Genomic DNA, 12,840 nt, shown 5'->3' on the forward strand with positions numbered 1-12,840 from the left:
CTATTGTCTGACTAATTGGGCGTGGATCGTTCCCGGAATTCCGGGCTTTCCGGATCCGGTGTCGGACGAACGTTCGTCAACTCCGCGTGACGCGCGGACAACCGCCGCACATGTCCTCCGGATCCACGGTGTAAACGAGGCAACAGCTGGCCCGGGACCGGTCCGTGCCCGAAGCGTCGGCGCAGCCGGGCGCCGGGGGCGCGAAGCCGGCGCCCGGGGTGAAGGGCGCCGGGGCCGGGGCGGGGCCCCCGCCCGCGCCGGGCGCGCACGCGGGCTCGTCGCGCCCGCCCCCGCGCCTGTCGGGCTCGTCGCGCCCGCGCCCGCCCCCGCGCCCGTGCCCGCTCGGCTCGCCGGAGCCTGCGCCCCCGCTCTCCTCGCCGGGCGCCAGCAGCGCGGACAGCTCGGCCTGCGCCCGATCCGCCTCCCCCAGCAGCCCGCCCGCGTACCAGAGCCCCTCCACCACCGCGTCCGTGGCCATCGCCCACAGCACCCGGGGCCCGCGCCGCGTCTCCGGGCGGAAGGCGGCCAGTACCGGCGCCAGGAACCCGCCCAGCGCGCACCGCAGTTCGGCGGCCAGCGCGTCCCGGTCCGGCACCGTGCGGGCCGCCGCGCCCGCCGCCGGGTCGTCCGGCAGGCAGACGAACCCGCCCGGGCGGACGGTCAGCTCCACTGCCTCGGAGCGTCGGCGCAGCGAGACGTCCGCGAGGGCGAGCAGCGGGACGCGCCGCTCCAGGAACCACGGCAGCGTGAACAGCAGCGAGACCGGCCAGACGAAGCGGTGCAGGCCGAAGCCGGCCGCGACGTCCGGGCGCAGCGGCTGCTCGTAGCGGGCGAGGCCGCGCCGGGCGTCGTGGGCGATCAGCTCGCGCACCGCCCCGGGGCGGGTGGCCAGCTCGGCGGCGGGCAGCCAGCCGTCGCCGCGTCGGGGCGGTGCGCAGCGTACGCGCAGGGCGGTGGTGAGTCCGGACAGCCGGTGGTACGAGGCGGCGCCCGGGACGGGGGAGTCCGGTGTGCCGGTGGGGGCGTGCGCCCCGGCGCTGCGGGGGGCGCACGGCGTGGGGCCGGGCCTGGTGCTGCTCGCGGTCATGGGCGGGCCCCATCGGGTCGACCGGGGCCCGCCCATGGACCGCCCGGCGGCGCCCCGTGCCGGTGGTGCGGCGGGCGCGGTCGGACCGGGGCATGGCGGTGCCCGGGGGAACGGCAAGGCGACCCGGCCGGGGCACTGCTCACCCCAGCCAGGTTAGGCTCACCTTAGCTGATTGTTCCCCGGGTCTCGCTCGCGATGCGTCCGTCCGGGGGAGGCCCCGGCGCGCGGGCGGCGCCCAGCTGGCGCGCGAGCCAGACCGGGACCCCGCCCAGGGCCTGCACCAGCCGGGTCGCTTCGGCGCGCAGCCGCGCGGCCTCGGCCGGTTCGGACACCTCGGCGAGCGCCGCGAGCGCCGGAGCCACCCCCACCGTGAAGCCGAGTTGCTCGCGCAGCCGCAGTGAGGCGTCGAAGCCCTCCCGGGCGTGGCCGCGGTCCCCGCGGGAGAGCGCCAACGCGGCCAGGTGGCGCCAGGTGTACGAGCGCAGCAGTTCGTCCCCGCGTTCGCCGGCGCCCTCGTGCGCGCGGCGGTAGGCGATCCAGGCGGCGCTGCGGTCGCGCAGCAGGTTCTCGGCGACCAGTCCGCGTCGGAAGTCCAGCAGCGGGCGGCCCGGCGCGTCCGGCGGCAGCAGGGCCGAGGTGCGGCCGAGCGCGGCCTGGGCCTCGTCCAGCCGGTCCCGCGGTCCGAGCACGCTCGCCACGTACGCGAGGAAGCCGCGGGCGCAGGCGGCGCCCGCGCGCTGCTCGGTGCCGGCCGCCAGTGCCTCCGCCAGGCGCAGCGCCTGCTCCGCCTGGGTCCAGTTGGCGGCGGTGAACAGGCACTGCTCGATGAGGAGTTCGGCCCGCCCGAGGGCGGCTGCCGGGTCGTTCTCGGCGGCCGGGCGCAACAGTTCGGCGGCCTCCTGCCAGCACGCCCGGGACCTCAGTCGCCACACGGTGTCGCCCGGCTCCTCCGGTGCCGCCCGCCCCCGCCCGTCCGGGCCGCTCGGGCCCCATCCGTGCTCCGACAACGCCACCTCCTTGTGTGCGCCATCCAGCGGGGCGCGGACCCGCCCCTGGGGCCCTGCCGCCACGACCCGTGCGCATGGCAACGGCAGGGCGAAAGGCCCGCGCTGTGGCGGCAATTCAACACGGGGGTGAGCTTGTGCACCAGATCACGAGCGGAGGTTGTTGCTTTCGACGGAGAAATGATCTAGAGGGGCCTCCGGGTGGTCAGGAGGTCCAGCCGGTCTCCATCAGGGCCTCGGCGGCGCCGTTCGCGGGCTGCGGGACGCCGGCCAGGTCCAGGCTGAACAGGGCGACCAGCAGCTGCTCGCCGCGCACGGTGGCCTGGTGCGAATAGCCCGCGAGGGTGAACATCGCGGCGGCCATCTCCTCGGCGTGCAGGGTCTGCAGCCACAGGCACTCGACCGACTTCACGTCGGCCGGCTCGGTCCAGGTGTCGACCTGGGCGACCATCCGGCTGCCCAGCAGGGTGACCCCGTCGCGCTCCTGCGCCTCCGTCAGTTCCAGGTCGTCGAAGCCCAGCCACTCCAGGTAGCGGGCGGCGGTGAACACCGCGTCCTGCGAGGTGCGCACCGGGTGCGGGCGGAAGGGGGCGCGGTGGCGGAACGGGCGGGTGCGGCCGGTGGAGGCGCCGGGCGGCGCGGGCGGGGCGGGCACCGGCGCGCCGATCGGGTGGGCCGGGTGGGGGCGGGAGGCCTGCGGCCCGGGGGCGGCGAGCGGGCCGGCGGTGCCGCTGCCCAGCCGGGTGGTGCGGTCCACCGGCAGCCGGACGGTGGCGCCGCAGTTGCAGGTGAACTCGGGCTGCGGCCACTGGTCGGAGCGGCCGCAGTGCGGGCAGCGCATGCTCAGCCAGGAGTCCTCCCAGGAGCGGAAGCGCACCTGCACCGGCACTCCGCCGCGCAGCAGCGGCACCTTGAGCGAGGCGCCGCAGGGGCAGGGCAGCGAGGGCGGCTCGTAGAGGTGCTCGCGGCGGCAGGCGGGGCAGCGGATCGCCCGGGCGCCACCGCCCGCCCCCGGCCGCGTGGGGTCGTGTCCGGTGAAGTCGTCGGGCAGTCCTGCCATCGCGGGCTCCGTCCGTCGGTGTCGGGTGGGTGGGACGATTCCCATGCTCCCCGAAATGTCCGGCGCTGGGCGCGGAATGGGGCAATCCTCAGGGACGGATCAGGGGCCGCGGGCGGGCGGCCTCCGTCCGGGGGAGGAGGGTCACCCGGCGGACCAGCGGGCCAGGTCGGCGGGGGTGTCGAGGTCGTCCGGGACGGCGACGTCGGCGCACTCGACCAGGACGACCTCCGCCGCGTGCGCCGTCAGCAGGGCGCGGGCGCCGGCGTCGCCGCGGGCGCCCTCGGCCGCCTCGGCGACGTGCCGGGCGCCGATCAGCACCGGGTGGCCGCGTCGGCCGTCGTAGGCCGCCGCGGCCAGCTCCGCGCCCGCCCGGTGCGCGGCCAGCAGCCGGGCGACGGCGGCCGGGGTGACCCCCGGGGTGTCCACCAGCATGACGAGCACCGCCGAGGCCCCAGGGGGCAGGGCGGCCAGGCCGGCCCGCAGCGAGGAGCCCATGCCGCCGGCCCAGTCGGGGTTGGCCACCAGGCGGCAGCCCGGCAGGTGCGCGGTGGCCCTGACCTGCTCGCCCGCCGCGCCCAGCACCACCGTGACGTCCGCGCAGCCGCCGGCCCGCACCACCGCCACCGCGTGCTCCACCAGCGGCCGGCCCCCGTACCGGATCAGTGCCTTGGGACGCCCGCCGAGGCGCCGACCGCCCCCGGCGGCGAGGACGAGGGCGGCGACCGGGGCGGGCCCGGCGTCCGGGACGGGCCCGGCGGGTGTCGGCGCAGTCTGCATGGCCCCAGCCTGCCCCTGCGGGGCGGGGGCCCGCATTGTGTGAATCCACAAGGCGAAGCCGCAGGTGGCGGCCGGTCCCCGGCGGTTCGGTCGCTGGTCCTGCGGGCGTGCGCCGCCTGTACTGGGTCGATGAACACCGCACCGCGCCCGCTGGTGGACCGTTTCGGTCGGGTCCACACCGATCTGCGGGTCTCGCTGACCGACCGCTGCAACCTGCGCTGCACCTACTGCATGCCGGCGGAGGGCCTCGACTGGCTCGCCCGGGACGCGGTGCTGGGGGACGACGAGGTGGTGCGGCTGGTGCGGATCGCCGTGGAGCGGCTGGGGATCGCCTCGGTCCGGCTGACGGGCGGGGAGCCGCTGCTGCGGCGGGGGCTGCCGGGGCTGGTCGGCCGGATCGCGCGGCTGGGGGTCGAGGTGTCGCTGACGACCAACGGGATCGGCCTGGCACGGACGGCGACCGCGCTGCGCGAGGCGGGGCTGGGGCGGGTGAACGTCAGCCTGGACACCCTGCGGCCCGAGCGGTTCGCGGCCCTCACCCGGCGGGCCCGCCTCGACGACGTGCTGGCGGGCCTCGCGGCGGCGAAGGCGGCCGGGCTGGGGCCGGTGAAGGTGAACGCGGTGCCGGTGCGCGGGGTGAACGAGGACGAGATCGTCGACCTGGCCGCGTTCGCCGTCGAGCACGGGTACGCGATGCGGTTCATCGAGTCCATGCCGCTCGACGCGCAGGGTGCGTGGGACCGTACGGCGATGGTGACGGCGGAGGAGGTCCTGGCCGCCCTGGGGGAGCGGTTCGAGCTCGTCCCGGTCGGGCGGCACGGCGGCGCGCCGGCCGAGGAGTGGCGGATCGGGGGCACGGACGCGGTGGTCGGGGTGATCGCCTCGGTGACCCGGCCGTTCTGCGGGGGCTGCGACCGGGTCCGGCTGACCGCCGACGGGCAGCTGCGCAACTGCCTGTTCGCGACGGAGGAGTCCGACCTGCGCGCCCTGCTGCGCGGTGGGGCGGACGACGCGGCGATCGAGCAGGCCTGGCGGGTGTCGGTCGCGGGCAAGGGGCCCGGACACGCCATCGGGAGCGCCGACTTCGTCCGGCCCGAGCGGCCGATGTCCGCGATCGGCGGCTGACGGAGCGCTACGTCCGGGGGTCGGCGCCGGGCACGGTGCGACCCGGGTTCGAGGCGGGGCCGGGTCGGATGGTATTCGTGGGCGGTGGCCCCGATGACCTCCCGCTTCCCCAGGTTCCCCCGGCGTACCCTGCCCGCCCTCGCCCTTGGCGCCTCCCTCGCCCTGCTCGCGGGCTGCACCGGCTCCGGCGCGACCGGCCGTACCGGCAGCCGGCCGCCGCTCGACGACCTGGTCGCCGTCGGCACCGCGCCGGCCCTGCGCGCGCTCTACGGCCAGCGGATCGACTGGCGGCCCTGCCCCGACGACGAGGACGGCGGCCAGGACGGGGCGACCATCGAGTGCGCCACCCTCACCGTCCCGCTGGACTACACCGACCCCGGCGGCCGCACCGTCGCCGTCGCCCTCGCCCGGCTGCCCGCCGCCGACCCGCAGGCGCGGATCGGCGCCCTCCTGGTCAACCCCGGCGGGCCCGGCAACTCCGGAGTCACCATGGTCCGCGCGGACTGGAAGAGCTACCAGGGGCTGCACGAACGCTTCGACCTGGTCGGCTTCGACCCGCGCGGCGCCGGGGACACCACCCCCGTCCACTGCCTGGACGACCGCACCCGCGACCGGTGGAACGCCACCGACGACCCGGCGTACGACCACGGCCGGGTCCTCGCCGACGCCTGCGTGGCGAGCCACGCCGACCTGCCGCACATCGGCACCCGCGACGCGGCCCGCGACCTCGACGTGCTGCGCGGAGCCCTCGGCGAACGCAAGCTCGACTTCCTCGGCCTCTCCTACGGCACCCACCTCGGCGCGCTCTACGCCGAGGAGTTCCCCGGCCGCACCGGCCGCCTCGTGCTCGACGGCGCCGTCGAGCACGGCACCGACGCGGTGCAGCTCGACGTCGAACAGGCCGTCGCCGGCGAGACCGCGTTCCGGGACTTCGCCGCCTCCTGCGCCACCGACGACGGCGCCGACTGCCCGCTCGGCGCCGACCCGGACGCCGCCCCGGGCCGCCTCGCCGACTTCCTCGACGGCCTGAGCAACCGCCCGCTGCGCGCCTCCGACGGCCGTACCGTCACCGCCGCCCTCGGCTGGACCGCCGTCCTCAACGTGCTCTACGACGGCCACCGCTCCTGGTACCGGCTGGTCGACGCCCTCGGACCGGCCGTCCGGAAACGCGACGCCGACGCCCTGCTCGGGCTCGCCGACGGCGCCACCGGGCGCGGTGAGAACGGTCGCTACGCGACCGTCGCGGACGCCTACGCGGCCATCTCCTGCGCGGACCTCCCGGCGCCCGACGCGGCGCAGCTGAAGGCGGGCCTCGCCGACCTCGCCGTCCAGGCCCCGCTGACCAGCCGGCACAACCCGCTGACCACCCTGCTCGCCCCGGACTGCCGCCCCTGGCCGTACCGCTCGACCGAACTCCAGCACGTCATCCGGGCGCCCGGCAGCGCCCCGATCCTGGTGGTCGGCTCCACCGAGGACCCGGTCACCCCGTACCCGTGGGCGCAGCGGCTGGCGGCCGGGCTGGAGCACGGCGTGCTGCTCACCCGCGAGGGCGACGGGCACACCGCGTACGACAAGAGCGGGTGCGTCCGGGCGGCCATCGCGGCGTTCCTGGTGGACGGCCGGATGCCGGCGGCGGGGACGCACTGCCCGTCCGACTGAGCGGCTCCGGCGGGCGCGGGCGCGGGCCCGGGTGCGGGTGCGGCGGAGGGGGCGCACCGCGCGGACGCGGCACGCCCCCTCGGGGGTTCACGGTCAGGAGGTCGGGGCCGTCAGGTCGTAGAAGGTGGCCGACCCGACCGTCTTGGCGGTGAAGTGGGCGGCGACCCAGGACTCGATCCGGTTGTTCTCCGACTCCTGCCGCTCACCGCCCTCCGCACTGCCGCCGGCGCCGCCGAAGCCGCCGCGGGAGCCGCCGGCGACGAACCAGTGGACCTTGCCCTCCTGGACGTACTTCTGGAAGCCCGCCAGGCTCAGCGAGGGGTCGGTGCCGTTGAAGCCGCCGAGGGCCATCACCGGCTCGCCGGTGGCGAGTTGGTAGCTCGCGGCGTTCTGCGAGCCGACGGTGGCGGCGGCCCAGGTGTAGTGGTCGGCGTTCTCCTTGAGCAGGGCGGCGGCCTCCTCGCTCACCTTGGTGCCGCCGAGCAGACCGCCCATGCCGCCGCCGCCCATGCCGCCGCCGGGGAAGCCGCCAGGGGCCGTGCCCTCGGCACCGGTCGAGCCGGGGGCACCGGGGGCACCGGGGGCACCGGGGAAGGTGCCGTTCCCGCCGTTGGTCCCGTTGGCGCCGCGCTGGTGGCGTCCGTTCGCGTGGTCCGAGCCGTTGCCGTTGCCGGAGCCGGTGCCGCCGCCGGGGAAGCCGGGGAAGCCCCCGCCGTTCTGCCCGCCGGGGAAGCCCTGTCGACCGCCCTGGCCGCCCTGACCGCCCTGGCCGCCCTGGCCGCCCTGGCCGCCCTGACCGAAGGAGCGGCCGTTGCCGCCGCCGGGGAAGCCCTGTCCGCCGCCCGGGAAGCCCCTGCCGCCCTTGCGCCCGCCGCCGGGCCCGAACGCGCCCTGCACGCCCGGGCCGGCGGTCACGATCGAGCCGGTGTGCGGCGTGTCGACGGTGTCCACCGCGTACGCCGCCGGGCCGCCGAGCGCCGCCGCCAGGCCCACCAGGCCCGCCACCGAGGCGATCCGCGCGCCGGTCCGGCCGGAGGTCCGCCCGGCGAGCTGCCCGCCGACGAGCGCGACCGCCGCCGCCAGCCCGCCGACCAGCACCGCCCAGCGCAGCCACGGCAGGAAGTCCGAGCTGCGGCCGAGCAGCACGAACGCCCAGCCCGCCGTCACCGCGAGCGTGCCGGCCAGCACCAGCGCCCACGGCAGCCGGTGCCGCGCCCGCCACAGCCCGTCCACGCCCATGCCGACCAGCGCCGCGACGGCCGGGGCCAGCGCCACCGTGTAGTACTGGTGGAAGATCCCGGACATGAAGCTGAAGATCAGCGCGGTGGAGAGCAGCCAGCCGCCCCAGACCAGGAACGCCGCGCGGGCGGTGTCTGTGCGGGCGTAACGGCGGGTGCCCCAGAGGCCGACCAGCAGCAGGATCAGCGCGGCCGGGATCAGCCAGGCGATCTGCCCGCCGATGTCGGTGCCGAACATCCGGGTCAGGCCGGTCTCGCCCCAGCCGCGTCCGCCGCCGGGCGCGGCCCCGCCGGGCAGGTCGAAGCCGGCCGGGAGCCGCCCGCCGCCGCCCACGCTGCCGCGCTCGTTGCCGTCCACGCGGCCGAGGCCGTTGTAGCCGAAGGTGAGCGAGAGGAAGCTGTTGTCCTGCGAGCCGCCGATGTACGGGCGGGCCGAGGCCGGCATCAGCTCGACGATCGCGACCCACCAGCCGCCCGAGACCGCCAGCGCCACGCCCGCGAGCAGGGTCTGCCGCACCCGCCGCCAGAAGCCGGTGGGTGCCACGACCAGGTAGATCACCGCGAAGGCGGGCAGGATCAGGAAGGCCGCCAGGGTCTTGGTGAGGAAGGCGAGGCCGAACATCGCCCCGGTGAACAGCAGCCACCGGGTGCTCGCCGCCTCGGTCGCCCGCACCAGCCCGTACGCGGCCAGGGTCAGCAGCAGCACCAGCAGCGCGTCCGGGTTGTTGAAGCGGAACATCAGGGCCGCGACCGGGGTCAGCGCCATCGCGGCGCCCGCGAGCAGGCCGCCGAGCGGGGAGAAGCGGCGGCGCACCGTCGCGTACAGCACGCCGACGGTGGCCGTGCCCATCAGTGCCTGCGGGGCCAGCACCGACCAGGAGGAGAGGCCGAAGACCCGCGCCGAGAGCGCCATCGGCCACAGTGCGGCCGGGGGCTTGTCGACGGTGATGAAGTTCCCGGCGTCGGAGGAGCCGAAGAAGAACGCCTTCCAGCTCTCGGAGCCGGCCTGGACGGCGGCCGAGTAGAAGGCGTTGGCCCAGCCGGACGCGCTCAGGCCCCACAGGTAGAGGACGGTCGTCGCGGCCAGCAGCGCCAGCAGGGCCGGGCGCACCCAGCGCGGGTCGTCCGCGCGCCCGCGCCAGGCGCGGGCGGGGAGGGTGCGCAGCCGGCCGGACCAGGAGGCGGGGCCCTTGGGGCCGACGGGCGGCAGGGGCTGCTCGGGGAAGAGCGGTGCCCGGTCCGGCCGGACCGGGTCCGGCTCTGGCACCTCCGGCGGCGGGTGGTTCGCGGCCTCGGGCCACGGGTCGCCGGCCGGAGGGGTGTAGCTGCTCGTGGTCATGCGCCATACGGTGCGTGGCCCGACTGAGAGAACCGTGAGACGGCGCTGTGAGACGGGTGTGATCTGCCGGGCGGCCTCGGCCCCGGCGTCTGCTTCGGCCCCGGCGTCTGCCCCGGCGTCGAAGTCGGCGTCGGAGGCCCGGCTAGGCGGCGGCGGGCATGGTGATGTGCCTGCCCAGCCACTCCAGGGCCGGGGGGATCTCCCGGGTCCAGGTGTGGAAGTTGTGGCCGGCGGTGTCCAGGGTGATGGTGGACATCTTGGTGGGGGCCTTGAAGGCCGCGACCATGGCCTGGGTCTCGTCGTAGTTGTTCTCGTCGTTGGCGGTGGTCAGCAGCAGGTTGACCGGGGCGGCCGGCTGGTTCTTCAGCCGCCACAGCAGGTCGTTCTCCTGCTTCAGCTTGTCGCTGCCGCCGAACAGATCGCCGGTGGTCGGGTCGTGGGCGGCGCTGTAGTAGCCGGAGAGGGCGACCGCCGAGGGGTACGAGTCGGGCTTGCGCAGCGCGAACTTGAGCGCGCAGTAGCCGCCGGTGGAGTTGCCGATGACGGCCCGGTTCGCCGGGTCGGTGCCGATCCGGTAGGTGGTGGCGAGGGCCTTGGGCAGGTCGGTGGTGAAGAAGGTCTCCACCTGCGGGCCGTTCGGCACGTCCACGCATTCGGTGTCGCGGTCGCCGACGAGCGTGGGGCGGGTCATCACCAGGATCGTCGGCGGCAGCTTCTTCCGCTCGATCGCGTCGAGGGTGGAGGCCGGGTACTGCATCAGCGAGATCAGCTTCTCCGGGGTGCCCGGGTAGCCGGTGAGCACCAGGGCCATCGGGAAGCGCTGCTTGGCGAAGTCCGGCTGGAAGTACTGCGGCGGCAGGTAGACGTACGCCTCGGTGCTCAGACCGCTGCCGGCTCCTTTGACGTCGACCTTCTGGATCAGCCCGGAGCGCTCGGGCTCCGAGCCCTGCGCCGAGTAGAAGCTCTGCTGACCGGTGACGGCCACCCCGGAGGCGTTCGGGTCGTGGTCCACGACCGTGCCGAGCTTGCCGCTGGTGCCGAGCAGGTCGGTCCAGGAGCTGTAGAAGCCGAAGTAGCTGTTGGCGATCAGGCCCATCGCGGCCAGCACCGACACCTGGGTGGCCAGGAACGCGCCGATCCGGCCCGACCAGGCCTTCCAGCCCTTCCCGCCGAACCGCGGCCAGAGCCACATGGTGGCGGCGAAGACGGCGATCGCGAGGACCGAGGCGATGATCTGGAGGGGGAGTCCGGTGAGGCTGAGCACGTGCCCGATCGTAGTTGACCCTGACGGACGGGCCGGGGCGGGCCCTTCCGATGATCGTACGGGCCCTGTTGACCGGTGCGGTTCGTACTCGGCAGCATGTCCGTTCGTGTGCGCGCGGGGAGCGCGCGTCGGATGACAACCGGGGTGGGGTCATGAGGTCAGTGAGGTCCGTGAGGTCCGTGTTCAGGTCCGGTCCGGTCGTCGGCGGGTTACTGCTGCTTGCGGCCTGTTCGGGCGGGGGCGGCGGTACGGCCGCGCCGAGTGCGTCGCCGACGCCGTACGGCACGGTGCTCGACCAGGCGCTCGCGCCGGTCAACACCGGGCTGGGGAAGGCGGTGACGGCCAAGACCACGTTCGAGCTGGACACCGCCCTCGCCGGAGTCGAGTCCAACATCGGCCGTGCCGTCCGGAACCTGAACACCGTCACCGCACCGGCCGACGCCGACCAAGCCCGCACCGACCTGGCGAACGGCCTGACCGCGCTCGCCGCCGAGTCGTCGGCGCTGCGCGGCGACGTCCTCCAGCACAAGCTCTGCACCGTCGGGGTCGCCCAGGCGAGGCTCGGCGCCGGTCCGGGCATGGCGGCGGTCTCGGCCGCCCTCAGCAAGCTGACCGCGGCCGGCTACCGGACCGGCCTCGTCGTGCCCCGGTTCCCCTCGCCGCAACCGCAGCTGCGGGTCCTGGAGAACGGGGCACTGGTCCGCGACGGCGGGAAGGCCGGCAAGGGCGCGCTGCACATCGACAACGAAAGGGGCCCGGCGGACGCGGTCCTCACGCTCGCCCAGGACGGGAAGTCGGTCGCCTCGGTGTACGCGGCCAAGGGGCAGAGCACCGCCGTCGAGGGCATCAAGGAAGGCTCCTACGACGTCTACGTCGCCACCGGGGCGGACTGGGACTCCGAGGCGAGGCAGTTTACCCAGGACTGCCGGTTCGTCAAGTACAAGGACCAGTTCGCGTTCCCGAACCCGCAGGGCGGGGCCGGCTGGGACTTCGACCTCACGCCGGTGAAGGGCGCGGGGGGCGTCCAGGCCGAGGGGCAGACCGTGAACTCCGCGCCGCAGCCGTAGTGCGTAACGGGCATACCGGGACGGGTGGTTGTGTCCGGGTGGCACAACAAGCCGTGAGGAGTGGCGAGTTCGGCCAGAACGGTTGACCCCTTGAGGTGGCCATGGCACTTTCGTGCGGCGCGGGCGTCGGCGACCAGTCGTACACCCCGCGATCCCCCACAAGGAGAGCCATGTTCAAGAGACTTGTCGCGGTGGCCGGTACGAGTGCCGTCGTCGCGGGCGGGTTGGCCTTCGCCGCCGTCCCCGCGCACGCCGTCCAGGCGGCCGACCTGACGTCCACCATCGCCCTGAGCAACTGCTCGGCCTCGCTGGTCCGCTACCCCACCTCGGTGGCCGGCGACCGGGCGCTGATGCTCACCAACGGGCACTGCCTGCCGACCATGCCGTCGGCCGGCCAGGTCATCCAGAACGTCAGCGCCAGCCGCAGCGGCACCCTGCTCGACGGCGCCGGCAACAGCCTGGGCACCGTCCAGGCCGACAAGGTGCTCTACGCGACGATGACCGGCACCGACGTCGCGCTCTACCAACTCACCGACACCTACGGCTCGATCACCTCCAAGTACGGAGCCACCGCGCTGACGGTCAGCGACGCGCACCCGGTCGACGGCGCGGCGATGTACATACCCTCCTCGTACTGGAAGCAGGTCTGGAACTGCTCCGTCAACGGGTTCGTGCCCACCCTCCGCGAGGACGAGTGGACCTGGCACGACTCGCTGCGCTACAGCTCCGGCTGCAACACCACGCACGGCACCTCGGGCTCGCCGATCATCGACTCCGCCAGCGGGCGGATCATCGGCATCAACAACACCGGCAACGACGACGGTGCGATGTGCACCCTCAACAACCCGTGCGAGGTCGCCGCCGACGGCACCACCAAGGCCGTCAAGGGCCAGAGCTACGGCGAGGAGACCTACTGGTTCACCACCTGCCTGAACTCCAGCCGGACCATCGACCTCAACGTGGCCGGCTGCCTGCTCACCAAGCCGGCCGGCAGCGGCGCGGTCTCGGTGACCAGCCCCGGTGACCAGTCGACCGCCGTCGGCGGCGCGGTGAACCTGCAGATCAACGCGTCCGGCGGCACGGCTCCGCTGTCGTACTCGGCGACCGGTCTGCCGGCCGGTCTGTCGATCAACGCCTCCACCGGCGCGATCACCGGCACCCCGACCGCGGCGGGCACCTCCAACGTCACCGTGACGGTGAAGGACTCGGCCGGCAAGTCC

At 75.2% G+C, this 12,840-nt stretch carries 10 protein-coding genes; 4 read left to right on the forward strand and 6 right to left on the reverse strand.

Annotated features, from left to right (window positions below):
* Positions 1 to 76: 76 nt before the first annotated feature.
* The 4 genes from ACIGG8_RS42255 to ACIGG8_RS42270 form a co-directional block, all read right to left on the reverse strand.
* Complete coding sequence (locus ACIGG8_RS42255) at positions 77 to 1,087, reverse strand: (2Fe-2S)-binding protein (RefSeq protein ID WP_396553897.1); 1,011 nt, start codon at positions 1,085 to 1,087, stop codon at positions 77 to 79.
* A 164-nt stretch (positions 1,088 to 1,251) separates the two neighbouring features.
* Entirely contained in the window at positions 1,252 to 2,094 is an 843-nt protein-coding gene (locus tag ACIGG8_RS42260; RefSeq protein ID WP_396553898.1) for a hypothetical protein, read from the reverse strand.
* A gap of 202 nt (positions 2,095 to 2,296) precedes the next feature.
* On the reverse strand, positions 2,297 to 3,151 hold the full coding sequence (locus tag ACIGG8_RS42265; protein ID WP_396553899.1) for a hypothetical protein: 855 nt from the start codon (positions 3,149 to 3,151) through the stop codon (positions 2,297 to 2,299).
* 141 nt (positions 3,152 to 3,292) lie between these two features.
* Positions 3,293 to 3,928, reverse strand: a complete 636-nt coding sequence (locus tag ACIGG8_RS42270; protein ID WP_396553900.1) for an NTP transferase domain-containing protein — start codon at positions 3,926 to 3,928, stop codon at positions 3,293 to 3,295.
* A gap of 129 nt (positions 3,929 to 4,057) precedes the next feature.
* Here ACIGG8_RS42270 and moaA point away from each other — a divergent pair, with 129 nt between their 5' ends.
* Complete coding sequence (gene moaA, locus ACIGG8_RS42275) at positions 4,058 to 5,053, forward strand: GTP 3',8-cyclase MoaA (RefSeq protein ID WP_396553901.1); 996 nt, start codon at positions 4,058 to 4,060, stop codon at positions 5,051 to 5,053.
* A gap of 93 nt (positions 5,054 to 5,146) precedes the next feature.
* On the forward strand, positions 5,147 to 6,712 hold the full coding sequence (locus ACIGG8_RS42280; protein ID WP_396553902.1) for an alpha/beta hydrolase: 1,566 nt from the start codon (positions 5,147 to 5,149) through the stop codon (positions 6,710 to 6,712).
* Between the two features lie 93 nt (positions 6,713 to 6,805).
* Here ACIGG8_RS42280 and ACIGG8_RS42285 read toward each other — a convergent pair whose 3' ends face one another.
* Together ACIGG8_RS42285 and ACIGG8_RS42290 are read right to left on the reverse strand one after the other, a co-directional pair.
* On the reverse strand, positions 6,806 to 9,289 hold the full coding sequence (locus ACIGG8_RS42285; protein ID WP_396553903.1) for an ArnT family glycosyltransferase: 2,484 nt from the start codon (positions 9,287 to 9,289) through the stop codon (positions 6,806 to 6,808).
* Positions 9,290 to 9,431: 142 nt separating this feature from the next.
* The gene (locus ACIGG8_RS42290; RefSeq protein ID WP_396553904.1) at positions 9,432 to 10,553 is read right to left on the reverse strand and encodes an alpha/beta hydrolase; all 1,122 of its coding nucleotides are present in this window, start codon (positions 10,551 to 10,553) and stop codon (positions 9,432 to 9,434) included.
* Positions 10,554 to 10,732: 179 nt separating this feature from the next.
* On the opposite strand from ACIGG8_RS42290, the gene ACIGG8_RS42295 reads away from it, so the two are divergent.
* Together ACIGG8_RS42295 and ACIGG8_RS42300 are read left to right on the forward strand one after the other, a co-directional pair.
* Positions 10,733 to 11,620 carry a hypothetical protein gene (locus tag ACIGG8_RS42295; protein WP_396553905.1) on the forward strand — a complete coding sequence of 296 codons (888 nt, stop codon included), beginning with the start codon at positions 10,733 to 10,735 and terminating at the stop codon, positions 11,618 to 11,620.
* Between the two features lie 170 nt (positions 11,621 to 11,790).
* Positions 11,791 to 12,840: putative Ig domain-containing protein (locus ACIGG8_RS42300; RefSeq protein WP_396553906.1), on the forward strand; the 1,050-nt coding region annotated here is incomplete at its 3' end.

Source organism: Kitasatospora sp. NPDC085464 (assembly GCF_044541955.1).
In the GTDB taxonomy this organism is placed as follows: Bacteria; Actinomycetota; Actinomycetes; order Streptomycetales; family Streptomycetaceae; genus Kitasatospora.